Origin of the sequence: Pedobacter sp. (genome assembly GCF_035317785.1) — a bacterium.
Lineage (GTDB): Bacteria > Bacteroidota > Bacteroidia > Sphingobacteriales > Sphingobacteriaceae > Pedobacter.
Map to the genome: position 1 here is coordinate 1 of NZ_DATHGC010000228.1, position 26210 is coordinate 26210.

The window sequence follows — 26210 nt, forward strand, 5'->3', positions numbered from 1 at the left end:
TGTGCGGCCTCATGTCTTTGGCACCCAAAGCACAGTTAAAGCCGATGCTCAGCGGGTTGGCATGAATGACCGAGTTCAAAAACGCTTCAGCCGTTTGTCCGGATAAAGTTCTTCCCGAGGCATCGGTAATCGTGCCGGAGATCATGATCTCTATTTTTCGTCCAATGACCTCTTCGTATTTTTTTATGGAAAAAATCGCAGCCTTGGCATTTAAGGTATCAAAAATCGTTTCAATCAGCAGCAAGTCTGAGCCGCCGTCTACCAAACCACGGACCTGCTGGTAATAAGCATCTACCAGCTCGTCAAAAGTAAGGGCCCTGAAACCAGGATCGTTCACATCCGGTGAGATGGATAAAGTTCTGTTGGTAGGCCCTACAGCACCGGCCACGAAGCATTTGCGGTCAGGATTGGCGGCCATAAACTCATTCACCGCCTCTTTGGCAATTTTAGCCCCTTCATAGCTCATTTCATAGTCGAGCTCTTCCATCTGGTAATCGGCCAGGGAAATGCGCTGGGTGCTGAAGGTGTTGGTTTCAATAATGTCTGTACCGGCCTTTAAATATTCGGTATGGATGGCCTTGATGATATCAGGGCGTGTGATGTTGAGCAAATCATTGTTGCCTTTTACATCACAGGGGTGATCCTTAAAACGTTCTCCTCTGAAATCCTCTTCAGTCAGGACATATCGCTGGATCATGGTGCCCATCGCACCGTCGATAATTAAGATACGTTTCTCTAATTCTTCTCTAATGTTCATTTAACGGTTACACAATATGAGTATGCAATAAGCTATTTTTGATAGAGGCCGGGGCCTAAACAAGTGCCGAACCTATTACATACAAAGCTTAAGGGAAAGTTGCGGGTCCAGCTATGTGAACAGCTAATGCTACCTTTAACTTATCTTTCGGGAGCCAATGACTCCGGTAGAATGTAGCACCTTGTAAGCACAGGTTGCTAAGACTTCGCAGGGTCTAATCCCTCCGTCTTTCTCTATAAGCACTACAAAAATGCAACAAAGAAAAATCAATTCCAAAAAAACGGTGATTAAAGCGCATTAAATTGCAAAAATTGGTATTTATAAGGGGTGGTTAAGAATTAAATTTTGGCAATTCGATCAATACCATGGATTATATTTCTATGATCTGTTTGATCTGTGTTTTAATTTTTTACAGTTTTTATACATAGTTTAAACAAAGTTCATACATAGTTTATACAATCAATATCTGTTTAAACTATGTATGAATTAAGTATGAATTATGTCTGTTTAAAGTTTTTTATATAACTTCACTATCAACTAATTTAGTATTCAATTTATGGGAAAAGCAACAGAAGGAATCCTGGGCCCGGTCAAGGGTAAGGTCGGCAATTTGGTATGGTATACCATGTATGGTAAAAATGTTATACGGATGGCTCCGTCGAAAAGAAGAGGAGAGAAAACGGAAAAAGAAAAGAACAACACTGGAAAATTCGCTAAGGTCCAGGCTTTTATGAAGCCTATCAGTGCCTTCTTAAAATTAGGTTTTAAGGATTATGGAACCAAAACGGGTGGTTACAGGGCTGCAGTATCTTATGCGCTTAACCATGCTGTAACAGGAGAATACCCGAACCAGCAGATAAATCCGGAACTGGTGCGGATCAGTGGTGGTGACCTCCACGTCCCGGTATTTTCGGAGGCACTGATGGATGAGAATTATTTGCTGCGCTTCAGCTGGAGTACTGAAATCAGCACCAAAGGAAGCCGGTATGATCAGGCAATGCTCTTAGCTTATGCTTTAGCCGATGAAAATAACGTCAGTGCCGATATAGCGGGCGTAACTACAGGAGTTCTCAGGAAGGCAGGAACCGATGTGCTGCAGCTAAGCCCCGCTGGCACTGATCTTGACTATCATGTCTACTTAGGCTTTCTTGCACAGGACAGATCCTGCCAGTCACATAGTGTATATTTGGGAAAGGTCTTTGTCCCCAAGCGCTAATGCCTCAGGCTGAGTTGCTAAGTTTGCGGATTGGTTATAGGTATTACGTCATTGCGAGGCACGAAGCAATCTCATTGTCAAGCGGAGATTGCTTCGTGCCTCGCAATGACGATGAATAAAAAAAGCCCCGGATAAACCGGGGCTTTTTTTATTTAGTGGAATATTTTATTTCCTTCCTCCGAAGATTCTCAATAAGAACAGGAAGATGTTGATAAAGTCGAGATACAGAGAAAGTGCGCCCATGATGGCTAACTTGCCACTGTCTGCTGCAGCAATCTGGCTTCCGTTTTCTTCAAGTCCGGCGCCGATACGTTTCAGTTTCTGAACATCATATGCAGTTAAAGCGGTGAAGATGGCTACGCCGAAGAAGCTCATGATATAGTCAAACTGGGCACTTTTCAGGAACCAGTTGATTACGCTGGCAATCACTAATCCTACAACTCCAACCATTAAAATTGGTCCGAATTTACTCAGGTCTGTATCTGTTGTATATCCCAGGACTGCCATGATACCAAATATTCCGGCAGCTGCGGCAAAGCAAGCTATAACTGATCCGGCAGTATAGGTTAATAAAATGGTACTTAGGCTGATCCCCAGTAAAAGGGAGAACAGGATAAATACACCCAGCAATGCACCGTAGGAAAGACGGTTAAATCCCGCGCCCATTAGAAGAACAAGTCCCAGTGGTGCAAAAGTCGCAACATAACCTAAGCCAGTCATGTTCCTGACGCCAAATTCATTAGTTCTTACAATATAATCCAACGCCGCAGGGGTGTTGGCCATGAAAACTGCTGCCAATGTGGACACGCCTAAAGCAACGAACATCCATAAAAACACGTTTGCAAAGAATCTTTTAGCAACACCGCCTGTTTGTTCCTGCACAAAAACAGATTTTTGTGACCAGTCAAAATTATTGTTGTTATCCATTTTGTTTAAAATTTTATATAAAGATAGTAATACTTTGACATCTGCAAAAGCTATGCCCCTAGTCTTTTTGTCAGTATTTCTTCAACTTTTTTGAAGAACTGGAGCGGTTTGAGGGAGCGCCATGCCAAATCGTCAAGCTGACCGCCAAAGTTAATGTAGTAATCTATGTTGCTGCTCCTGAATTCATTGATGACATGTTCCTGGAAGTTGATGCCAGTGATCCAGCCTTCATCTACGTCCTGAAACCATTCTTCATAATAGCTGTCTTCTGAGGAATGGAAGTTGAGCACGTTCTCTCCGATCAGGATAAATTTATTGATGCCCTCATCTATCATCAGTTCGATGATCTCCCGTTTGAGCATCATGATGTCATTGCTGATGGCGTCGTTCCATTCGCCGATAAGCTCGATAATGGCATAATTGCGGTCATAATCGGCATACAGCACTTTAATATACATGGTGCTGGATCCAAAGTCGTCCCATTGGGGATGGATCAGGAAGTTATAGAGCTGCTTGTCGAAATAGAATTCAGAATATTCTGTATTGTAAAAGGGCGAACGCTCATCCTCCGCTGCTATATAATCATCCCTCCAGAGATAAAAAGGCTCTATTTCATGCATAAAAAAACGGATCTATTTATTGCTGGCTTCTACCGCCTTGCGCACACTTCCGTAGCGGATCAGCAGGTCTGCGGCATGGTCATGGTCTATATTCAGTTCATCCATTACCATTTGTGTGCCGCGGTCTACCAGTTTGTGGTTGGTCAGCTGCATGTCTACCATTTTGTTTCCTTTTACACGGCCCAGCCTGATCATTACGGTGGTGCTCAGCATATTCAGCACCAGTTTTTGGGCTGTGCCTGATTTCATACGGGTTGATCCTGTCAGGAATTCCGGGCCTACGACTACTTCAACCGGGAAGTCGCTTTCTTTGGCTATGGGGCCGCCTTCATTACATACAATGCATCCTGTAAGGATACCGCGCTTACGTGCGGTATTCAATCCGCCGATCACGTATGGAGTAGTGCCTGAGGCCGCCAGTCCGACCAGGCAGTCTTTCTCATTGATGTTAAATTCCTGCAGATCGATCCAAGCCTGTTCTGCATCATCTTCTGCATTTTCTACTGCTTTTCTGATCGCAGTATCGCCGCCGGCAATGATGCCTACCACCCAGTCAAACGGTACGCCGAATGTAGGGGGGCACTCTGAGGCATCTACTACGCCCAGACGGCCGCTGGTGCCGGCGCCGATATAAAATAACCTGCCGCCACTGATCATTCGCTCTGCTACTGCTGATGCCAGTTTTTCTATCTGCGGGATCACTTTTTCTACAGCCTGAGGTACGGTCTTGTCTTCATCATTTATGCCTTTCAGAATTTCCAGTACAGACATTTGGTCTATGTCGTTGTACTTCGACTCTTGCTCGGTTACTCTTATCATCGTTCTATTTTTCCTTGGTTAATATTTTACTTGCTAGGAAGCCATTATCTGCAAATTTATCTATTTGTAATTTGTAAAGCTTATAATGGTTTGTTAAAATTCGTTATTTTCTTTTTAAAAGGAGAAATAATAAGAAAATCAATTGGTTTTTGATGATTTCGTGACGGCTTCGAAATGACTAAATATGGATGACTGCCAGCCCTGAAACCGGACTTTTTCGAAGGAAAAAAAGAAAATTGCCTGTGAAAAGATCAACATCAGGTAATAATTGGTATAAAAGCCATTAAAAATTATGAAAACAATTAAAAATCATAGGGGTTAATTAATTAAATGAGCCTGTAATTACTTAACTTTACAGAGCCTTTGATCTATGAAAAAGAATACCCGTTACAATATCCTGATTGCGCTCACTTATTCCATAACACTGATAGGTGGGATGTTTATGGGCTACCGGTTTTTGAAGGACCAGGGGTATCAGTTTCAACGTGCTGCACGTTACGCAGACAATAACGCTGAAAAGGTGGATGAAATTATCCATATCATCAATAAAAATTACGTTGATGAGGTAAATGCCGACAGCCTCAACCATTTGCCCATTGACAGTTTGCTGCACAAACTGGACCCGCACAGCATTTATTTACCTCCTGCAAAAGCCAGTGAATTTACGGAAAGTCTGGGCGGAAATTTTGATGGGATTGGGATAGAGTATTATATTCTGAAGGATACCCTGCTGGTTACTGATGTAATCAAAGATGGCCCGGCCTATATGGCGGGTATTAAACAGGGTGACAAGATCCTGAAAATAGACACCATTTTTGTGAGCGGGAAGGCTTTGCCGCGGGAACAGATGGTCGGGAAGATTAAGGGTAAGAAGGGAACTCCGGTGAAGCTGACCATCATGCACCCGGGAAATAATGAGGCTGTGGTACTCACTATAAAACGCGACAGGGTAAAGGTAAGCAGTGTTGACGCTTCGTATATGCTGGCCAATGATGTGGGTTATATCAGGATCAGTAAATTTGGTGCGGAGACAGATAAAGATTTTGTCGAGTCCATAAGGTTACTGAAAGCGAGCGGGATGAAAAAACTGGTGCTTGATCTGCGTGACAACGGCGGCGGGTACCTTACTGCTGCAACCGGCCTGGCAAACCAGATCCTTCAGGAGAATGCACTGATCGTGTATACTGAAGGCAAGCATGAACCGCGCACGGATTATGTGGCTACCGGTGGGGGTGAGTTTGAGGAAGGTAAACTGGCGGTACTGATCAATGAGAATTCGGCTTCGGCAAGTGAGATACTGGCCGGGGCTGTACAGGATCTGAACAGGGGGATCATCATAGGAAGACGTTCATTTGGGAAAGGTCTGGTGCAGGAACAGTTTCCTTTTGGGGACGGATCGGCCTTGAACCTGACTATTGCGAGGTATTATACGCCATCCGGCCGGAGCATTCAGAAATCTTATAAAAATGGATATAAAGCCTATCAGGATGAGATTGAGAGCAGATACAGTGATGGTGAGATGACCAATTCGAAGAAACTGGCGGGCAAAGACACTATAAAAAGCAAAGCTTTTGTAGGGGGCGGCATCCAGCCGGATATTTATGTGAAGGTGGATACCATGGGATACAACAGGTTCTATGCTAAGCTGGCGGAAAAAAGGGTGCTCCCGGATTTTGTATATGATGTTTTGGCAAACAGATACACGGCTTCTTTTATAGAGCAGAACCTGGCCGGCTTTGCCATCAATGAAACCGATTTCAGGGATTTCGTGAAGTATGTGCAAAAGGAGAACATTGTCGTGGATGCAAAGCAGCTGCTGTCGTCAAAGCCGGTGATCTTAAATGACCTGAAGGTGCTTTTATGTAAGTATCATTTAGGAGAAGCAGGCTATTATAAGGCGGTTAACCTAAGTGATCCTGTTGTAAAACAAGCTTTAACAAGCTTGCAATAGTGTTTATTTCTGTCTGAAATAGATCTGGATAGGTACTCCGCTAAAGTCAAAGTTCTCTCTTAATTTGTTTTCTATAAACCGTTTATAAGGTTCCTTGATGTATTGGGGAAGATTGCAAAAGAAAGCAAACATTGGTGAGGTCCCGTTGATCTGGGTGATGTATTTTACTTTGATGTATTTTCCTTTTAATGCCGGTGGCGGATACTTTTCGATGATCGGCAGCATCACATCGTTCAATTTGGAAGTAGGGATCTTTTTGCCTCGGTTCTTAAATACTTCCAAAGCTTTTTCTATAGCCTGAAATATACGCTGTTTGTTGACTACTGACGTAAAGAGAATCGGAACATCGGTGAAAGGCTGTAATTTTTGACGGATCTGCTCTTCAAATACATTAATGGTCTTGCTGTTTTTCTCTACGAGGTCCCATTTGTTGACCAGGATGACAATTCCTTTTTTGTTCTTTTCTGCCAGGTGAAATATATTGACGTCCTGTGACTCCAGCCCTTCCATGGCGTCTATCATCAGGACGACCACGTCGGCTTCTTCCAGTGCCTTAATTGTACGCATAACGGAATAAAATTCGATGTTCTCTTTTACTTTGGTCTTTTTGCGCAGACCTGCAGTGTCAATGAACATGAACTCATGGCCAAACTGGTTGTAATGGATATGAATGGAATCGCGTGTTGTCCCGGCAATAGGGGTTACAATATTTCTGTCCTTACCGATCAGCGCGTTGATCAGGGAAGATTTACCCACATTTGGACGACCAACAATCGTGATCTTCGGTAAAGCATTCTCTTCTTCCGGAAGGTCTTCAAAGTGAGTGATGACATCGTCGAGCAGATCTCCTGTACCGGAGCCTGTCATGGAAGAAATGGGATAGATCTCACCCAGACCAAATCCGTAAAATACGGCGGCCTCGTTTTGCAGTTGTGTATTGTCCACCTTGTTTACAATGGTGAAGACTGGTTTTTTACTCCTCCTTAACAATTGGGCAATTTCATCATCAAGGTCGGTAATGCCTGTAGTTACATCGACCATGAACAAGAGTACTGTTGCTTCTTCGATCGCGATGATCACCTGCTCACGTATGGCGGCTTCAAAAACATCTTCAGAGTTTGCTACATAGCCTCCGGTATCGATAACTGTAAACTGTCTGTCCGTCCATTCTGCGGAGCCGTAATGGCGGTCGCGTGTAACACCGCTAAAATCGTCGACGATGGCTTTACGGCTTTCAGTTAAGCGGTTAAAGAGGGTGGATTTGCCTACGTTTGGTCTTCCGACGATTGCGATTATGTTACTCATGGTGTATTGTGAATGGTATTAATTATTAAGGGGTTGCAAAGGTAAGCTTAATTTTCGTACCCGAAACTTTTTAAATAGTTCTTTTTGCTTCTCCAGTCGGGGATCACTTTTACAAAGGTCTCTAAAAATACTTTTTGATCAAGGAATTTCTCGATGTCTTTGCGGGCTTCGGTGCCGACTTTTTTGAGACTGGCCCCGCCTTTGCCGATCAGGATATTTTTTTGAGAGTCGCGTTCTACGATGATCTCGGCGCTGATCCGTGTAATGGTTTCTTCTTCTTTAAAAGCTGTGATGACCACTTCGGTGCTGTATGGAATTTCTTTCTGGTAGTTGTTGAAGATCTTTTCGCGGATGATCTCTGAAACGAAGAAGCGCTGGTTGCGGTCTGTGAGGTCTTCTTTGTCGTAAAAAGGATCGTGTTCCGGCAGGTAATCAAGTACAGTGTTCATGATACCGTCCAGGTTGTATTTCTGCAAAGCCGAAATGGCAAAGATGTGTTTTGGGCTTAACTGCTCTTGCCAGAAGTTTATTTTTTCTTCTACCTGTTCCTGTGTCGCGTTGTCAATTTTGTTGATCAGTACGATGAGAGGAATGGTGGTATTGATGATCTTTTCCAGCACGTCGTTTTCATCGTATTGCTCGTTAATGTCTGTAACAAAGAGGATTAAATCTGCGTCGGTTATGGAGCCTTTTACGGAACTCATCATAGAATTCTGAAGTTCGTAACGCGGTTTTATGATTCCCGGGGTGTCTGAAAAAACAATTTGATAGGCTTCTTCATTGACAATCCCCAAAATCCGGTGACGGGTGGTTTGGGCTTTGGGTGTAATAATGCTGAGCTTTTCGCCCACCAGGGCATTCATTAGGGTCGATTTGCCTGCATTTGGCTTACCGATGATACTTACAAAACCTGCTTTATGCGACATGAAAATATTTTTTGAAATAAATTTGCACTGCAAAGAAACGAATTATATCTTTGCATTCCAATTCGGGAGAAGAGTTAAGGATTTAACAGAAGCTACGAAATTGTATATAGTGCGGGGTGGAGCAGTTGGTAGCTCGTCGGGCTCATAACCCGAAGGTCATCAGTTCGAGTCTGGTCCCCGCTACCAAAAAAGGTTCGCAGTTTTAACCAGCTGAGGCAATCTTAATGGCCCGTTCGTCTAGGGGTGAGGACGCCAGATTTTCATTCTGGTAACAGGGGTTCGATTCCCCTACGGGCTACTTGGGCCGCTTTACGGATAGTTAAGCGGTTTTTTTATGACGATTGAGAATATCGTTGTATGTCAGGGGCTTTAAAATATAGTGCGGGGTGGAGCAGTTGGTAGCTCGTCGGGCTCATAACCCGAAGGTCATCAGTTCGAGTCTGGTCCCCGCTACCAAAAGCAGAGCATAAGCAGCAATGTGAGTCGCTCTGCTAAATATGGCCCGCTCGTCTACCGGTTAGGACGCCAGATTTTCATTCTGGAAATAGGGGTTCGATTCCCCTGCGGGCTACAAAAACTCCCATCATGGGAACAACATGGGCATTTATTCCATGAAAATTATTAAGAGAGCCTTCAGAACCTGAAGGCTTTTTTTGTTGACTTTTTTAGCGCAGTCTTTTTAAATGAAATTTTAAACACGTATATTTGGTTTATTAATCACACGTGTTATGACTACTAAACTCACATTAACGATAGAGGATACAGTAATTGATTCGGCTAAAAAATATGCCCGCCAAAAAGGAAAAAGTTTATCTGATATCGTAGAAAATTACCTGAAATCTATCAGTGTTTCAGAGGAATCTGTGCAGACATTATCGCCAAGGGTGGCCAAATTAATGGGATCAGTAAAACTTCCTGAGGATTTTGATTACAAAAAGGAGCTAGGCAAGGTTTTGAAAGAGAAACACGGGTAAGCATGAAACAAGTTTTCATGGATACCAACATAGTTATTGATTTTCTGGCAAACCGGCAGCCTTTTGCAATGGATGCTGCAAAGCTTTTTGATCTAGCTGTAAATGGTAAAGTACGGATTTTTATAGCCGCTGTCTCTTACAATAACATATATTACATTCTTCGTCAGTCTATGCCCGGAAATGCTACTTTGAGATTGCTGGAGGAACTGGCTGATATGACGGAAATAACAGACGTAACAGCTACGGTTATTCGTCAGTCGCTTAAAACGGATTTTAAAGATTATGAAGATGCCATTCAATACCATAGTGCCTTAAGCATCCCCGATTTGGATTTTATTGTTACTCGAAATACCAAAGATTTTAAAAAGAGCAAACTTGCCGTTCTCACACCGACTGAAGCATTGGCTAGCTTTAGTGGTACATAGCGAATTTTGTCTCATAGGCTGGTCAACAGATCATCTCCCATGTTCGCCAAAAGTATCAAATCGTCCTGAAAGGTGTTCGATAAATGTAACGCTTGGGCTACTTCTCCCATCTTGGGAACAACATGGGAATTTATTTCATGAAAATTATTAAGAGAGCCTTCAGAAATCTGAAGGCTTTTTTGTCGAAGGTAATGGGAGCCGACTATAATTTGACAGGTGTTGGGCTTTAATCTATTTTTTGAATAAGTCAAGATAATCTTTAAAAACATAAAGCTTGTTTCTTTGAGCACCGGATATCTCGCTCAAAATCTCTAGTTGTTCTAAATCATTAATCAGCTTATAAGCTGTTACATAAGATTTTTGGATGATTGCTTCAACATTGCCGACATTAATCACAGGCTGGTTATATAAATAATCGATTACCTTCTGTGCATTTATATTTCGGTTACCTAATGTTTTCAGTTTTATTTCTAAGCTTTTTTGCAACTGAAGAATTGCATCGAATGTAGTGACGCCTTTCTTGGCGGTTTCTATAATCCCTGTTAAGAAAAACTTCAGCCATTGGGATATGTTGTTTTGAGTCCTCGCCAACATCAGGTTATCGTAATATAATTGCCTGTTATTTTCGAAAAAATCTGAAAGATATAAGATAGGCTGTTTAAGAATTCCTTTACTTACCAGGTAAATCGTGATAAGAAGCCTGCCTACACGGCCGTTTCCATCTAAAAATGGGTGAATAGTTTCAAACTGATAATGAATAATAGCAATTTTTATCAGATCGGGTAATGGGTTTAAATCATCATTTGCAAACTTCTCTAGATCAGACATAAGTTCATCAATTGATGTATGTACTGGTGGAATAAAAATTGCATCATTTAGAGTTGCCCCACCAATCCAGTTCTGACTACTTCGATATTCCCCTGAGAGCTTGTGCTCTCCTCTAACCCCTTGTGATAATATCTTATGAGTTTGCTTAATTAGACGAGACGAAAAAGGTAGGCGGTGTAGTAATTTTACGGCCTCATTCATGGCGCTTATGTAATTCTGAACTTCTTCCCAATCATCTCTTTTCTCAGCAATTATTTCGTCTTTACTTAAAAAGGCCTCTTCCATATTTGTTTGAGTACCTTCAATTTTCGAAGATTGTGTAGCTTCTTTTGCAATATGCATTCGTATGAATAATTCTATGTTCACATATTCGGAATACATATCTAGCCGTCCTACATGTCTATCAGCTCTACTCAACAATTGTATTACTTCCATGTTATCAAGATGCCATTCTCTGTTTATCAGGTTCGGTTGGAAACTTTTGTAATATCCCTGGTTTATTTGCTTTCCTGAATTGTATTTGTTCATTTTCAATAAATCTTAAATAAAGGTATGTTTATTTAAGTAAACGGCAAAAAAACTTAAATAAGGAGGTGGCTATTTAAGTATAAGCGGTCTTTGGTTAATTAATGCGAGGCTAATTTAAGAGTGAAAAGACTGATCGAATTTAGAAAACTCTCAAAACTTCAAGTTATCTGTAACACTTGGGCTCAATGCCACTGCCATCTAAATTAGCTAAAAGCATCAAATCTTCCTGAAAGGTGTTCGATAAATTAACTCTTGGGCTACAGGCATTAATGTTATCTCCTATTATTCCATAGATCAAGGAACCCCGCTATATATGCGGCCTGAAGCACCCTAACCTCGGGGCTATAGTGTGCATGGTCCGCAAATCTATTACTACCCTGAGCTGCTGTGAAACTGAACAAATCAATCTCCGGAATATGATGGCTGGAGAACACCTCGCTGGCGATGGAGTTGTATTTTTCTATGTCCTTAAGATAACGATCAAATCCTTTATTTTTCCGATGTAAGGAGTCAATGACACCCGTAGTGCGTATCCATATCATCGGTATCTTTTTACCGGAAACCAGTTTGTATATGTTTTCAAGGTTTTGGCGATACTCTTTTTCATTAATGGCTATTTCATGGGTAACCGGATCCCGCTTTACATCGTGCAGGCCACAATTTAGGAGCAATACATCCGGCTTAAAACCCGCTTCCTTAGTTTTCTGCTTTAAGAAGTTCAATACCATACGAGAATCACCGCCGTTTGCACCAACAGGGATGTCTAAATTTTTGAAAGCAGAAGAATCACTGCTTTTTATCTCAATCTTATACTTTCCAATCAGAAACCGCTCGAGATCAGGCCCGTACTGAAGTGAGATACTGTCGCCGAGCAAAAATAATTGCCTGGGACTATCATTTATAAATGCACTGATTACTAAAAGCAGTACTCCTGATAAGACAAGTGTGCATATTTTTTTTTGCATATTGTTTAGCTGGTTTGTATTAATTGTTCTTATTATGATCTGTTACATTTACCAGCTTCATCCAGTTTTCGCTGCTTCCCATGATGTCTGGTTTGAGTCTGTTCGTGCTTAATTCTTTGACATCCTCCAGCCATAGGGCGGAGCGGCTATCCTTGCTTTGCAGATTGAACCTGATGTTGTCCAGGACAATTCCTTTTGCATGGCGCACATACAATCCATAAGCTGGCAATGACCATCCAAACATCCGGTTTTCGGGATATCCGGTTTGATTTTCAGGAACGATACGCGCTGCGTTTTCTGCTGTTCCGCCACCGGGACTTGTCATGATCATATCACGCAGCGTTATATTTTCTATGTAAAATCCAGGTACACCAGAAATGATGCTGCACATCCGGCTGCTTGAAGTTGCGGTCACATTGCTTATCATTACATTTTTGAGGGAACCGGTTGGGTTTGAACGACTGCCTAATCTGATGAAGATGGGCGTCTGTACGCCCGTCATGCTAATATTGGAAATGCTTACCTGGTCCATTGTACCACCGTCTACCACCTCCAGCGCTATTCCGCTTAAGCCGGTTATGGCATCGGTAATGAAGTGGTCCTGCTTATCGCTGGCAAATGCGCCGTTCGGGTCTTTCCAGTTATGAAGCGGAGATTCTGCGGGTTTTTTCAATACGCAGTTACTGATTGTGATGTTTTTAAAGCCGCTGACCGAGCCCGTTCCCATCTTGATAAAATTACATGTGGAAGCTATGACACAGTTGGTAATGGTTATGTTTTCGCATAAGCGGGTTGGATCCTCGCTTTTAAGGCATATGGCATCGTCACCGCTATCAATTGTACAACCTGAAATGATCACATCTTTGCTGTCGATATCAATCCCGTCGTTATTAAAGTTCGCATGTGCGTAGATGTCAATACCGGTCACCACGACGCCTTCACACCGATAAAGGCGCATGGTCCACATGGATGGCTGACTTAGCTTGATGTTTTCTATTTTAACACGTTTACTGCCTTTGGCAAAGAGCAGATAGGGCCGGAGACCATTGTAATTTATGTCATATTTTTTACCATCGCCAAGTAAGGCCCCTGTTCCGGTAACAGAAACATTAACCGCGTCATCAATTAAAACCAGACTGACATATGGTTTGTCCGTAATCGCAGATTGTAGAACTGCACCTGGACTCAGGTGCAGTTCTACATTATTTTTTAATCTGATCATTCCTGTAAGGAATGTACCGGCGGGAACAAGTACAGTACCGCCGCTGTTGGCAGCGCATTTATCGATAGCTTTCTGTATAGCTGTCGTATTTAAAACCTTGCCACCTGGAACTGCTTTGAAATCCAGTATGTTGTAGGTTTGGGCCTTTATGGTGCCCGCTCCTGCAACTAAAAATATTACAATCAGTATGGTGTATTTTTTGATGAGATGATCAATCATTTTCTGTCTGTTAGCTGTTTACCTGTCGTGTTTTGTTGATGATCAATAGCCTGGATTTTGTATCAGATTTGGATTGGTTGCAATATCCCTGCTGGGAATAGGAAACCAGATTTTGTAATCCTGGAAATTAGTTTTGACACTTTGTATATCCCCGCCGTTAAAGAAAAATGAGGCATCGAGCGCGGCAATGACGCTTTTTATTTTACCAAACCTGATCAAATCAAATCGGCGCCAGCCCTCAGCCATCAGTTCACGTGAACGTTCATCCAGCAACTCCGCCATGAAATCTGATTTGAGATAGACGGTAGTGATGGCATTGACCTTCGTTGCGTCGTCGCTGCAGGCGCGAAGTCGAAGTTCATGAAACAATGCGCGTGCGCCAGGTTCGTCCCCGGTCTTGAATTTTGCTTCGGCAAACATCAAAAGGATATCGCCAAATCGCAGCAGGGCGAAGTCGGTTTCTCCTCCAAATGGCGATATACCTCTGCTTTGGCGTGCGGCTGCATCGTCTTCACGCCATTTATTGATGCATAAGTTGGTAAGCTGGGCATTTATGGGGTCTGGCGTATAGTATTTATGTCCGTTAAGTGTGGTAAAGTTGGTGGTACTGCTCAGGTAACCGCTGTAACCATTTTTCCTGCCATCATTTGCATTATAGCGAAGATACCCTTCCTTGACTGGTCTGACCATGTTAAGCGTTCCTCCCATAGTAAGGTAGTTCCCAACAGGTCCGGCATAGGAGGGATATAGAAAGGATTCCAGCGTACCACCCGTTCCGGTTTGTACAACCATCATGTTCTCATTGCGTGCAGTTGCTTCGGTTGCAGATAAAAATAAATAGCTGAATGGACGCAGCAGCGTATAGCTGCTGTTGCTATAAATATCCTGGCATACAGTTAAAGCCTGTTGATAACACAATGCGGGATCTACCCAATCAAAGCTGTTAAGCGGAAAATTAAGATTTTGACCGGCGTTGTTTTCTTTGCAGCTGGCCTCATATAAGTAAAGTTTTGCAAGAAATCCCCCGGCGGAGTATTTATTTACCCTGCCGGCTTGCGGATTTCGCGGGGGAAGTGCCTGGTAGGCTTTTTTCAGATCAGCTTCTGCCTGTTGCAGCACTTCCTTTAAGGTTGCTCTCGGTGATGTGAGATTCGGAACTGTTGAGGTCTCCAGGGGGACCCCGCCCCATAGCCAGCCCAGGTAGAAATAGAACATTCCTCTCATGTAGTAGGCTTCGGCCACAATCTGTTTTTTTCGTTCCTCATCCATGCTGATCGCTGGTACACGTTCGATGATGAAATTAGCTCTGTTGATGCCCGCATAGAAGGCGAAATAGATATTCCAAATGTTTGGGTTTTCCGCGGTATAGGTGTGGTTCCATAGTGCAAGTGCATTGGGATCGCTGGCTAATGTATTGGTATTGGCCGTCACCTCGTCGACACCTGAGTTTGTGAGATACTGCATGCCTTTGCCCCAAAGCGGATGATTGGTTTGCCCCTGGATCGATTGGGCATTTAAGATATCATATAAACCTGTGATGGCCAGTTCGGCGTCTGTTGCCGTCTTATAAAAGTTGTTTGTCGATAGGACCGAGTAAGGGTTTTCTTCCAGGAATTTTTTACATCCACAGAAAAAAATTGAAATGCTTATGAGTATGATGATATGTTTAAGTTTCATAGTTAAAATTTTAAGTTTAAACCAAAAATCGCCGTTATTGCCCTTGGATAAGTGATATTATCTACTCCTGACAATAGCTGGGTGTAGGAGCTGATCTCAGGATCAAAGCCAGGGTAGTTCGTCCATGTATAAAGGTTTTCGCCAGTTGCATAAAAACGTACATTGTCCAGACCCAGTTTTTTCAATGCCGCGGCTTTCAATGTATAGCTTAATGTCACATTTCTTACCCTTAAATAGGAACCACTTTTAGTGTAGTAAGAAGATATATCGGTTTTTCCCTGTGAGGTTAGACCCGGGTAGGAGTTGGTTGGGTTTTCCGGCAGCCATCTGTTATCGAAATATTCCTGGGTAACATTTGCGAAGTAACCTCCGCCAGCTTCTATCCTGTACTTGCCTAAATAAAGTATGTCATTTCCATAGGACCAGTTTAACAGGAAACTAAGGTCAAAATTCTTGTAGGTGAATGTGTTGCTCAAACCACCATAGTGTTTGGGATTACTGTTGCTGATTGTGGTGTAATCATTGGTATTGTCCACTTTGCCATCCCCATTCAAATCCTTGTATTTCAGATCGCCCGGTCTTACCACACGCCCATTTATACCGGGAACGCCGGGTTTTAGCGTGTAAATATAGTTTGGGTAATTACTGCCCGTTAAGGTAGAAGGGTCCACCGTATTGCCATTCCTGTCCTTGATCAGGCTGAAATCATTGATTTGATAGATGCCGTCAAAAACATAACCATAGCCAGTACCGATCGGCTGCCCGACTATTACGCGTCCAATAGACGAAATTGCCCCGCCGGCAGCATTCACAGGTATGAATTTCACAGTACCAAGTGATACCACTTTGTTTCGGTTGACTGTGAAGCTGATATTGCTGGACCATTTGAAGTCACCTTTTTTAATGTTGATCGTATTCAAAGCCAGTTCAATGCCTCTGTTATCTATCTGTCCCAGGTTTTGATATTGCTTCATGTAGCCGGTTTGAGACGGGATGTCTGCTTGAATGAGTAAATCTTTGGTTTGTTTTAAGTAGAAATCAGCCGTCAATGCAATTCTGTCGTTCCATAAACTTAAATCTATGCCAGTGCTGTATTGAACTGTTGTTTCCCATGTTAAATTGGGATTCGCAATAAGACCGGGTGCCAATCCAAGTGATTGTGAGCCTGAAGCAGACGAATAATAAACATTTGACAGGGTTGCAAGTGACTGGTACGGCGGAATCCTTTCGTTACCGGTAACACCAAAACTCCCTCTGATCTTCAAATCTGTGATGATCTGCTGTTTCTTCAGGAATGCTTCGCTTGACATTCTCCATGCCGCCCCGATACTTGGAAATAAAGCAGATTTTTTATTTGCCGAGAGCTTAGAAGACGCATCGTTCCGGAGTGTGGCTGTCAGCAGGTATTTATCCTTGAAGGCATAGTTAAGTCTGGCAAACTCTGATAGCCTGTTGAACTTTTGCTTATCGGTTCCAGGGGGAAAAGGCAGTAATTTTGCCGTTGCAATATTGTCTAAGGGATTGATGCTTTGGATGTCAAATCCTTGTCCTTGCCAGCGGTAGGTATCAATTATGTAGGAATTTAACTCCAGGCCCAATAACGCAGTGATGGAATGATATTTCGCTATTCGCTTATTCCACGTCAGTGTATTTGATTGATACCAGTTGGACGCATTGCTTCTGTTGATCGCTGCGAGTCCGTTAGTACCAATGCCCCAGGACACTGTTGAAGGATAAAACTCGCCATTTGATGACATGGTAAGAACTGCGCCAACGCGTGTATCAAAATATAGTCCAGGTATAATTCTGTAATTGGCGCTTAGGTCTGTAAGCACCCTTGAAAGCGGGCTTTTTTTGTAGGATAGGTTAACGAAATCGATCGGGCTCGAAAAAGTGGCGCCATCCGGGTCAAGCGAGAGCAGCGATGGATCTGGCACATTAACTGGCCGGGTAAGCATCAAATTCTGAATCAAACCGTTGTAATTTCTTACATCGTTACCTCCATTGGAGGCAACTCCCGTTCCTATAGCGTGAGACAAGTTGATATTAGCGCCAAGCCTTAATCGATCTGTCGCATTGTGATTGACCTTCATCAATAAGCTGTAGCGTTCATATTTGTTATTCAGAATCAGCCCTTCCTGATTCAAATACGTAGCAGAAGTGGAGAAATTTGTTTTAGCACTGCCTCCGCTATAACTCACATTATAATTTTGAATGATGGCATTTCTTAATGCTTCCTTTTGCCAATCGTGACTCTTTACCCCGGAAAAATCCTTTACCCGGTCAAATACACCATCGTTATTTAAATCATCTGCCCAGGTGTCATCTGCAGATCCGGTTATCAACCTGTAATTCGCATAATCCTGAGCACCTAGCATTGGGATTCTTTTAGGATTCGATGAAATACCGGTATAGCTGTTTACTTCAAGGGCCGACGAGTTGTTCTTGCCGGATTTGGTGGTGATTACGATGACGCCATTTGCACCCCTTGAGCCGAAAATTGCCGTAGCAGAAGCATCTTTAAGCACTTCAATCGAAGCGATATCTGTGGGGTTGATGCCGGATAAAGGATTGGCCAATGATGTACTGCCAATACCCGAAGCGGCTGCTTCAGCATTGTTCACATCAATCTGTACTCCGTCAATAACACATAAAGGCTGCGTGCCGGAATTAAATGAATTCGTGCCACGGATATTCACTGAAACCGCTCCTCCCGGTTCTCCGGAAGAGGAGGTAACTTGTACTCCGGCTAAGCGTCCCTGGAGGGCTTCCATAAAGGAAATGGATTTGGATTGCTGTATTTCCTTTTCTGAGATGCCAGATATCGCACCGGTTAGATCACCTTTTCGCTGAACCCCGTAGCCAACAACTACTACATCGTTCAAGCGGTTGCTTTGTTGCTTTAAAACGATTTGCAATGGTTTATCACCAGTAACCGTGATTTCTATGGTTTCATGGCCTATCATGCTGATGACCAATATTTTGTTATTGTCGGGAACATTAATGGTGAATTCGCCTTTATTTCCGGCAGCAGCTCCAATCGCCGTTCCTTTCAACCGGATTACCGCACCGGGAAGGGGCTGCCCATTTTCGTCAGTTACTACACCTTTTACTACAATTGGAACGGCGGCAGGAACATCAATGCCGGGTTTTTGTTTCTTTTTAATAACGATCGTCTTATCGGTATTGAAAATGATGTCCAGGGATTGTCCTTCAAAACACTTATCCAATACGTCTTTTAGATTTTGGTTATCGACATGAAGCGTTATTGTTCGGGTATCTTTGAGCAGTTCCGAATCATAAATAAAATTGTACCCGGTTTGTTTGGTTAGTTGATAAAATACTTTTTTAATGGTAACGTCTTCTACATTCAGACTTACTTTTTGAGCAAAGCCGGATGCATTTACCTGTAAAAAAGCGGACACCAATAAAATTATAGTGAGTTTCATTCGTAGTACCCATTTGTTTTTATTTGCCTTATGGAGCCTGCAAAAAGCAGGGTTCATAATCAGCAGGAATTTTAAATTACAGCAGGTTTTATTCCTGCATTTTAGTGCAGTAAAATTTTTATACATTTGTTTCGGATTAATAGTAGTTGGTTGGAATATCAATTTGCTTTATCCAGTTAGCAGCTTAGTACGGCTAGCTAACAATGCCGGGAGTGGTTGCAACACTTCCGGTTTTTTGGATTTTGGTAGTCATTTATTCGGCTATTACAGTCACCCTCCTTCCTTCTGTTACAAAGTGCACTTTTTCCGTTAATTCAATATTTTTCAATAAGTTAGACAGGGTTTTGTCACGTGAGTAGTTGCCTCCAAAACTTAAGCCCTTTACGTTTCCTTTAAAAGTTACGTCGATATTGTACCAGCGTGATAACCGCTTCATTATACTGACTATATTTTCGTCACTAAAAATGAACATGCCATTTTTCCAGGCCATGACTTCGTCGGTGTCTGCAGATTTGACAGAAATAGTGGAAGCAGAAAAATCGGTTAGCGCCATTTGATCTGGTTTCAACAAAGTTTCTTTCTTTCCATAAATAATTCTAACAGAACCTTCCAGTAAAGTTGTTTTGATCTGTTGCTCGCCATCATAAGCTTCGACATTGAAATGCGTACCTAAGACCTCTATGTTTTGCCGGTTACTGACCATTACCATAAAAGGTCTGTTTGGGTTTTTTGCTACTTCAAAATAAGCTTCTCCTGTAAGTTTTACAGCTCTCTTTTTTCCGGTAAAACTAGTTGGGTAGCTCAGTACGGACGCCGAATTCAGATAAACTGATGTTCCATCTGACAGGATAACTTTATACTGGCCGCCCTTTGGTACTGTAACGGTGTTCCATTCGGTAGTTGATGACGGATGCTGATCATTTTCAGAATCTGATGCGTAAACCAATTGCCCGTCATTGATCTTTTGAACTATGGAACCGGCCTGCTGCGCAATTTGACCATTCTGAAGCCGGTCAAGGACAATCTTTGTGCCGTTGGCCAATGTTAATGTCGCTTTGTTGCCTCCGGGCATTACTTCCTGAAATTTTGAAGTATCCGTTTTCGCGGAAAAGCGCGCTGATCCTGACCGGAAATTGAACCATATCATCCCTGCTGAAATTACGATAAACAATACTGCAGCCACGCGGAAAAGCAACAGATACCTTTTTCTTTTGACCAGGTTACTGAATGGTATCGTCTGATGCTTCTTGTCTTGTGAACCAAAACCTGTCTGATGATCGAGCCTTTGAAAAAGATCAGCATAGATTGCTTGCTTATCAGGCATATCTGATTCCCATTCTCCATCTTCAAGATTGATCTGGTCGGTATAGCTGAACAGTAAATTTATTTCATCTGTGCTGCATTTACCATCCTGGTACTTTTCGTACAGGGTTAGGAATTCCGCTTTGGTCATATATTTGGTGTCGTCTATAATGATAGTGTAGTAAAGGACCCGACAACACACATAAGTTCGCAGAATATTTTTTTAATTCCTTTTAAACCCCTGATTTTGAATATGACAAATAAATTATTGTTATTTGTAACAACCAAAAAATATGTCTTTTTCTGAAATAAGTGATGTCGAATTATGGTCAGCCATTCAACTGGATGACGAGAATGCCTTTCGTTTACTTTTCGACCGGTACTGGACCCGGCTTTACAAAACGGCTTTCAGACTTACTAAAGATATGGAGACCAGTAAGGAAATCGTTCACGATATTTTTATAAACATTTGGGATAGACGACACGTATTGTCAATCAATTCGATTCCGAAATTTCTGCTGACATCAGTTCGCTACCAATATTATAACCGCACCAGGGCTGCTAAGTCTCCAATCGTATTGACAGCCGATTACAACCTTCTCGATCAGACTTCAACTTTGAACGAGGCAGAAACCAGACAGGCTGAATACGACATAGTCTGCTCATTGAAACAACAACTGGTCAACTTGCCAAAACGCTGCCAGGAGATCTTCTTAATGAGCCGCGTAGATAATCTGACAAATGAAGAAATAGCCGAACAGCTTCATATCTCCAAACGAACTGTCGAAAATCAGATCACTCATGCACTAAAGCATTTGAGAAATACTTTAGAAGATCACAGTGTATTGTTTACTTTTCTATGTTTAATGACATTATACAAATGACATCCTATAAAAATGCCCCGCTGCTAATAAACAGATATTTATGTACTACATAATGTGAGAATATTTTTTATTTTTGATTAAATCATTGATATGAAAAATTTATTCTTAATACTTATTCTTCTGGTATTGAAGCAGCAGGAGGCAGTTGCACAAAATATCATTCATCTTTACCAAAAGGTACCCAATTCTGTCGCTGCAGATGTGGCGGAGAAGACAGATACTTCAAAAACAGGCAGAATTATGGTTAGGAATGTGACTGAACCTACGCTAACTGTTTTTTTACCTGAAAAAAAACTTGCCAGCGGGACTGCGGTTATCATTTGCCCGGGCGGGGGTTATTCCTTTTTAGTGATGAACAACGAAGGCACTGAAGTGGCAAAAGAGCTGACTAAGCATGGCATTGCGGCTTTTGTACTAAAATACAGGTTGCCGAATGATCTGATCATGAAGGATAGGTCCATTGGGCCGCTTCAGGATGCCGAACAAGCTATTAAACTGGTTAGGGAACGGGCAAAGGAATGGGGTATAGATACGGCCAAAGTTGGAATAATGGGATTTTCAGCGGGCGGGCACCTGGCTTCAACTGCTTCAACCCATTATTCGGATATCGTTGTTGATAGTCCTGATGGAACAAATTTAAGACCGGATTTTTCTATTTTAATTTATCCTGTTGTAAGTTTCCAGGATGGGATCTTACATAAAGGTTCTAAAAAGGCTTTGATTGGAGAAGATGCGAGCCGGGAAAAAACAGATGCTTTTTCTAATGAGCTTCGGGTAGATAAAAACACCCCTCCTGCTTTTTTAATTCATTGCAGTGATGATAAAGTTGTCCCCGTGTTAAATTCCATTCATTATTACGAAGCGCTTAAAAAAAATGGTGTTAAAGCTGAAATGCATATTTACGCTACCGGCGGCCATGGATTTGGCCTTAATAATGCAACCCGGACAGATAAATGGATGGACCTGTGTCTGGCCTGGCTGAGAGAAATGAAAATGAATTAGTCTGCAGATACTGCACATCGAAAACCTGTATTTTCCAGGCCGGTGTCTGGTGAAGATTTCATTCTGGAGCTCACCCGGTATCCTTTGCAATAAGAGGAATGGCACATAAATGAACCACCGCGCACTGATCTTTTGGAGGCTTCGGGCTCCATTGGATCAAAACTGTCGGCTGGTCCGGATGGGTTTATACTTGTTTTTCCTTCATTGGTTTTATAGTAATCGGGTCTGTACCAGTCAATGCACCATTCCCAAACATTACCGGACATGTCATAAAGGCCATAGCCGTTCGCTTTAAATTGCATGGCGGGGGCAAGCCCGTAAAAGCCATCCCAACTTGTGTTTTTGACTGGAAAGCTGCCCTGCCAGGTGTTGGCTTTGTGTGTGCCTTTTTCTATATCTTCATTCCCCCATGGATAGGTTGCGTTTGACAGGCCGCCGCGGCTTGCATACTCCCATTCAGCTTCAGTGGGTAACCTTTTTCCTGTCCATTTACAATAGGCCATTGCATCGTCCCAGGAGACCTGGACGACGGGATAGTTGTCTTTGCCTTTGATGCTGCTGCCAGGACCCTGAGGGTGCTTCCAGTCTGCACCCTTTTGCCATTTCCACCACTGCGCCACATTGTCCAGGTCGCTGATTTTTCCGGGTGCTTTGAAAACAAGTGAGGCGGCAACAAGAACGCTATCGGGTGGTTTGGGTGTGCCGGCAGGCAGCTGTTTTTTGATTTCTTCCCAATCTGGTTTGCGCTCGGCGGTAGTGATGTACCCCATGGCTTTAACAAATTTGCTAAAGCTGGCATTGGTTACTTCTGTGGCATCCATCCAGAAGGCAGATAATTTCACTTTATGCTGCGGATACTCGTCAGCTCTGCCGTCATGGTCTGAGGCTCCCATAGTAAAGGCTCCGGCAGGTATGAGAACCATGTCCTTGTGGTTTGCTTTATTTGAAGTGATGTCTGCCTGAGCCGGAAGGCTCCCATAACGTTTCGGGAGATTGCTGGAACAGGTCGCCAGGGAGTCAGTGTTGACAGCCGATTGCGTCTGTTCTTCCGCATTTGGCTGACAGGAAAGAACGGCCGTTAAAAGGAACAAATAGAAAAGTAAATATATATTCTTCATCGCTTAAGGTAGAATATGGGTTGGATTCTTTAGGGATTTAAAGGGCAATTTAACGTTACGGTTTGAAAAGAAAGAAAAACTTTGACATTTGTTTGCTCTGGATAGTTTAAAAATCGATTTAGTATCCATCCTAGGAATTGGATTATTTATTACCTTAGTACGCACAAATTATGAAATTTATGAAAAAAACACTAATTGTTTTTACCGCTTTTGCATTGCTAAGTGGTGCTGCTGTGGCGCAAACGCCAAATACGCTGACTAAACAAGAAAAGAAACAAGGCTGGAAATTATTATTTGACGGCAAAACCACTAAGGGCTGGCACACTTATCTGAGAGATACTGTTGGCTCGAAATGGCAGGTGGTTGACGGGGCACTGGTTTTTGACCAGACGAAGCCAAGGAGCGGTGGCGGTGATATTGTTACCAACGAGATGTATGAAAATTATGAACTTAATTTGGAGTGGAAAGTAGCCAAAGGAAGTAATAGTGGTATCATATTCGATATTCAGGAAGATCCTAAATATGGAGCGACTTATTTAACAGGGCCGGAGATGCAGGTACTGGATAATATTGACGCAAGTGATAATAAAAAAGAGAACCACCTTGCAGGCTGCTTGTACGACATGTCCGGGGATGCTACAGTTTCTAAACCTGTACCAGTCGGTGAATGGAATAAAGTCAGACTGATCCAAAATAAAGGGCACCTGACGTTTTATTTAAATGGCATCAAAACTTTTGAAGGTCAGATAGGAAGCGAGGAATGGAATAAACTCGTAGCCAACAGTAAATTTAAGAGCGAGGCTTTTGCAGATTTTGCAAAGGTGGCCAAAGGAAAAATTGCCTTGCAGGAGCATCCGGGCTCTAGTCAATGGAGAAATATTAAGATCCTGCCATTGTAATGTAACATTAAGGTTTTTATCTTAGGATGGATTTATATGCACCGGAGTTGTAGTAGTCAGTAAACAAAATTTATGAAACACATTTCAATCCTTGTTCCGAAAGGGGCCATATTGGGTAGCCTTGAAGGCTCAAGACAATTGTTCAGTCAGGTGAATGAATTTTTTAAAGCGAAGGGTCAACCCCCTTTGTTCAAAATTCAGTTGGTCGGATTGTCCAATGAAACGTCGGTAAGCGGGGGATTGTTCACTGTAAATTCTGATGTTACAATAAAGGATGCCGGCAAAACAGACTTGATTATAATACCTGCAATTGACGGTGAAATTAATGATGCAATCGAGAATAATAGAGACTTTATTCCATGGATTGTAGCCCAGTATCAGAGTGGGTCTGAGGTTGCAAGTCTTTGTCTCGGAGCTTTTTTGCTTGCTTCGACCGGTTTGGTAAATGGGCGCAAATGCGCCACTCACTGGCTGGCTGAGAATGATTTTAGAAGAATGTTTCCGGATGTAACTCTTGTTACAGAGAAAATAATTACGGATGAACAGGGTATTTATTCGAGCGGAGGTGCTTTTTCTTATTTGAACCTGATCTTATACCTTATAGAAAAATATGCCGGGAGAGATATCGCTGTACTCTCGGCTAAAGTTTTTGCTATTGAGCTTGACAGAGAAAACCAATTGTCTTTCACCATTTTTCAGGGCCAAAAGGAGCATGAAGACGAACCGATAAAGAAAATTCAGGAATTTATTGAGAATAATTTTAAGGAGAAAATTACTATTGATCAGTTGGCGGCAATGCAGGCCATTGGAAGAAGAAACCTGGAAAGAAGATTTAAAAAGGCTACTGCGAATACAATTGTAGAATACATTCAACGTGTAAAAATGGAAGCGGCTAAGGTTAGTTTGGAATCGTCACGTGAGAATGTCAACGAGGTGATGTACAAGGTTGGCTATACAGACACAAAAGCATTCCGCACCACATTTAAAAGAATAACGGGACTTTCTCCGATTCAGTACAGAACAAAATATAACCGGGAAATTGCCGTATTGTAATTCTTAGGCTTGCCTGATTTGAAAAACACTTGACCGGTTTCGTTGTTGTTTTGTATTGATGCGGAGAAATCAATGTGGTAATATACATTGAGACTTATCGTTATATGGAGAAGTTTAAATGACCAGTGCCCCCAGAAATAGTTTTGTAAAAGCAACAAAAAGCAAAGTGATCATCGCCTTGCTATTTGCTTGTTTTTCCTTATTCATGGCATGGGGCGTTAGTAAGGTAGCATTTAATGAAATGCTGGAAACCGTTGAAAATATTTCCGCTCCCAGTGAAAGATTACGAATTGTAAACGTCATATCACGTAAAATCGGCACTCTTGATCAATTGCAAAAAGGTCAGGCCCTTAATAATCCGGAGAGTTATCGTAAAGGTTTTAAAGAATCCGGACAATTGAAAAGAGTGTTGGATACTCTTGGATTTCTCTATGCTCATGACTCTGTTCAGCTGACACGTATAAAGGAAATCAAAAAACTTTTAGCCGAAAGGGATAAGCAGTTTGTGAATTACTTAAAGGTCAGAGCGCGCCTGGTTAGCAACAAGTCTTTCTCTGAACAAGTAAAAAACATAAATAGCATCGTCGCTAAAAGAGCGTCTCAGGCGGATAGTACTTTGCTGGCTACAGAAGAAAAAACCTCTACCACTACAATTTACCCCACAGAGGAAAAATCAAGAAGTTTTTTTGGTAAAATTTTTGGAAAGAAGAAGTCTGAAGGTGATAAATCAATTAAAATTGTTAGCGAGGAAAAGGTTAAACGTGATACTATTGCATTGTCTGCTGAAGACACCATGACCAAAAATCTGGAGCAATCAATTCAGGTGATTGCAAATGAACAGCGGAAGAATAACGCCAGTTTTTTAAACAGGGAAGCTGTGCTCGCAAATGCGAATAATGTACTGATCACTCAAATGCTTGACGTACTTAGGAAGGTTGAAAATGAAGTCGTTAGTCAAATTGAGATCAGCGGTGGTCAGGCGAAAAAAGTCGTGACTACGGGGATCACAACTATTGGTGTAATTATGCTGGTTTTTGTGGTTTTAACTGGTTTGCTTTTGTATTTGATCCTAACTGATATTACGCGGAGCGGGCGGTATAGAAAAGAACTTGAACGTGCCAAAGATGAAGCTGAATATCACGGT

General features: G+C 42.3%; 21 protein-coding genes, 4 tRNA genes, 1 pseudogene and 1 riboswitch. Of the genes and pseudogenes, 13 read left to right on the forward strand and 13 right to left on the reverse strand.

Annotated elements, in window-relative coordinates:
- Positions 1–757, reverse strand: a 757-nt coding sequence (locus tag VK541_RS13825; protein WP_324370919.1) for a homocysteine S-methyltransferase family protein, incomplete at its 3' end; no start/stop codon positions are given.
- A gap of 137 nt (positions 758–894) precedes the next feature.
- Positions 895–999: riboswitch (SAM riboswitch) on the reverse strand.
- Between the two features lie 314 nt (positions 1000–1313).
- On the opposite strand from VK541_RS13825, the gene VK541_RS13830 reads away from it, so the two are divergent.
- On the forward strand, positions 1314–1973 hold the full coding sequence (locus tag VK541_RS13830; RefSeq protein ID WP_324370920.1) for a DUF6266 family protein: 660 nt from the start codon (positions 1314–1316) through the stop codon (positions 1971–1973).
- 165 nt (positions 1974–2138) lie between these two features.
- On the opposite strand, the gene VK541_RS13835 is transcribed toward VK541_RS13830, so the two are convergent.
- Genes VK541_RS13835 through murQ form a run of 3 tightly spaced genes read right to left on the reverse strand, consistent with a single transcriptional unit; the run spans position 2139 to position 4339 of the window.
- Positions 2139–2900, reverse strand: a complete 762-nt coding sequence (locus VK541_RS13835) for a Bax inhibitor-1/YccA family protein (protein ID WP_324370921.1) — start codon at positions 2898–2900, stop codon at positions 2139–2141.
- Between the two features lie 50 nt (positions 2901–2950).
- On the reverse strand, positions 2951–3520 hold the full coding sequence (locus VK541_RS13840; RefSeq protein WP_324370922.1) for a hypothetical protein: 570 nt from the start codon (positions 3518–3520) through the stop codon (positions 2951–2953).
- Positions 3521–3532: 12 nt separating this feature from the next.
- The gene (gene murQ, locus VK541_RS13845) at positions 3533–4339 is read right to left on the reverse strand and encodes an N-acetylmuramic acid 6-phosphate etherase (protein WP_324370923.1); all 807 of its coding nucleotides are present in this window, start codon (positions 4337–4339) and stop codon (positions 3533–3535) included.
- 370 nt (positions 4340–4709) lie between these two features.
- Here murQ and VK541_RS13850 point away from each other — a divergent pair, with 370 nt between their 5' ends.
- A complete protein-coding gene (locus VK541_RS13850; protein ID WP_324370924.1) occupies positions 4710–6290 on the forward strand; it encodes a S41 family peptidase in 1581 nt (526 codons plus the stop codon).
- 3 nt (positions 6291–6293) lie between these two features.
- Here the strand turns inward: VK541_RS13850 and der are convergent, their stop codons facing one another.
- Positions 6294–7595, reverse strand: a complete 1302-nt coding sequence (gene der / locus VK541_RS13855; protein WP_324370925.1) for a ribosome biogenesis GTPase Der — start codon at positions 7593–7595, stop codon at positions 6294–6296.
- A gap of 47 nt (positions 7596–7642) precedes the next feature.
- Positions 7643–8521, reverse strand: coding sequence for a GTPase Era (gene era, locus VK541_RS13860; RefSeq protein ID WP_324370926.1), 879 nt, complete (start codon positions 8519–8521; stop codon positions 7643–7645).
- A 110-nt stretch (positions 8522–8631) separates the two neighbouring features.
- On the opposite strand from era, the gene VK541_RS13865 reads away from it, so the two are divergent.
- The 6 genes from VK541_RS13865 to VK541_RS13890 all read left to right on the forward strand — a co-directional run bounded on the left by VK541_RS13865 (position 8632) and on the right by VK541_RS13890 (position 9920).
- Positions 8632–8707: transfer RNA gene (locus VK541_RS13865), tRNA-Met, on the forward strand.
- Between the two features lie 40 nt (positions 8708–8747).
- Positions 8748–8819: transfer RNA gene (locus VK541_RS13870), tRNA-Glu, on the forward strand.
- 82 nt (positions 8820–8901) lie between these two features.
- Positions 8902–8977 (forward strand) — tRNA-Met (locus VK541_RS13875).
- 43 nt (positions 8978–9020) lie between these two features.
- Positions 9021–9092 (forward strand) — tRNA-Glu (locus VK541_RS13880).
- A gap of 157 nt (positions 9093–9249) precedes the next feature.
- A complete protein-coding gene (locus VK541_RS13885; RefSeq protein WP_231459914.1) occupies positions 9250–9495 on the forward strand; it encodes a DUF6364 family protein in 246 nt (81 codons plus the stop codon).
- A gap of 2 nt (positions 9496–9497) precedes the next feature.
- Positions 9498–9920: a PIN domain-containing protein gene (locus VK541_RS13890; protein ID WP_324370927.1), complete on the forward strand. Its 423-nt coding sequence runs from the start codon at positions 9498–9500 to the stop codon at positions 9918–9920.
- A gap of 231 nt (positions 9921–10151) precedes the next feature.
- Here VK541_RS13890 and VK541_RS13895 read toward each other — a convergent pair whose 3' ends face one another.
- From VK541_RS13895 to VK541_RS13920, 6 genes are all read right to left on the reverse strand, one after another.
- Positions 10152–11276, reverse strand: coding sequence for a Fic family protein (locus VK541_RS13895; protein ID WP_324370928.1), 1125 nt, complete (start codon positions 11274–11276; stop codon positions 10152–10154).
- A gap of 272 nt (positions 11277–11548) precedes the next feature.
- A complete protein-coding gene (locus VK541_RS13900) occupies positions 11549–12241 on the reverse strand; it encodes an SGNH/GDSL hydrolase family protein (protein WP_324370929.1) in 693 nt (230 codons plus the stop codon).
- A 19-nt stretch (positions 12242–12260) separates the two neighbouring features.
- Positions 12261–13682, reverse strand: a complete 1422-nt coding sequence (locus VK541_RS13905) for a glycoside hydrolase family 28 protein (protein WP_324370930.1) — start codon at positions 13680–13682, stop codon at positions 12261–12263.
- A gap of 42 nt (positions 13683–13724) precedes the next feature.
- Positions 13725–15359, reverse strand: coding sequence for a RagB/SusD family nutrient uptake outer membrane protein (locus VK541_RS13910; protein ID WP_324370931.1), 1635 nt, complete (start codon positions 15357–15359; stop codon positions 13725–13727).
- 2 nt (positions 15360–15361) lie between these two features.
- On the reverse strand, positions 15362–18808 hold the full coding sequence (locus VK541_RS13915) for a TonB-dependent receptor (protein ID WP_324370932.1): 3447 nt from the start codon (positions 18806–18808) through the stop codon (positions 15362–15364).
- 253 nt (positions 18809–19061) lie between these two features.
- Complete coding sequence (locus VK541_RS13920) at positions 19062–20261, reverse strand: FecR family protein (RefSeq protein ID WP_324370933.1); 1200 nt, start codon at positions 20259–20261, stop codon at positions 19062–19064.
- Between the two features lie 142 nt (positions 20262–20403).
- Here VK541_RS13920 and VK541_RS13925 point away from each other — a divergent pair, with 142 nt between their 5' ends.
- Positions 20404–20994, forward strand: a complete 591-nt coding sequence (locus VK541_RS13925) for an RNA polymerase sigma factor (protein WP_324370934.1) — start codon at positions 20404–20406, stop codon at positions 20992–20994.
- Positions 20995–21084: 90 nt separating this feature from the next.
- Positions 21085–21996 carry an alpha/beta hydrolase gene (locus VK541_RS13930; RefSeq protein WP_324370935.1) on the forward strand — a complete coding sequence of 304 codons (912 nt, stop codon included), beginning with the start codon at positions 21085–21087 and terminating at the stop codon, positions 21994–21996.
- Here VK541_RS13930 and VK541_RS13935 read toward each other — a convergent pair.
- Positions 21993–23114, reverse strand: a complete 1122-nt coding sequence (locus tag VK541_RS13935) for a formylglycine-generating enzyme family protein (RefSeq protein ID WP_324370936.1) — start codon at positions 23112–23114, stop codon at positions 21993–21995. The two genes, VK541_RS13930 and VK541_RS13935, sit on opposite strands and share 4 nt — an antisense overlap.
- 179 nt (positions 23115–23293) lie before the next feature.
- On the opposite strand from VK541_RS13935, the gene VK541_RS13940 reads away from it, so the two are divergent.
- The 3 genes and pseudogenes from VK541_RS13940 to VK541_RS13950 form a co-directional block, all read left to right on the forward strand.
- Positions 23294–24013, forward strand: a complete 720-nt coding sequence (locus tag VK541_RS13940; protein WP_324370937.1) for a DUF1080 domain-containing protein — start codon at positions 23294–23296, stop codon at positions 24011–24013.
- Positions 24014–24085: 72 nt separating this feature from the next.
- Positions 24086–25066, forward strand: coding sequence for a GlxA family transcriptional regulator (locus tag VK541_RS13945; RefSeq protein WP_324370938.1), 981 nt, complete (start codon positions 24086–24088; stop codon positions 25064–25066).
- Between the two features lie 118 nt (positions 25067–25184).
- Positions 25185–26210: pseudogene (locus VK541_RS13950) on the forward strand (hybrid sensor histidine kinase/response regulator); the annotation flags it as partial.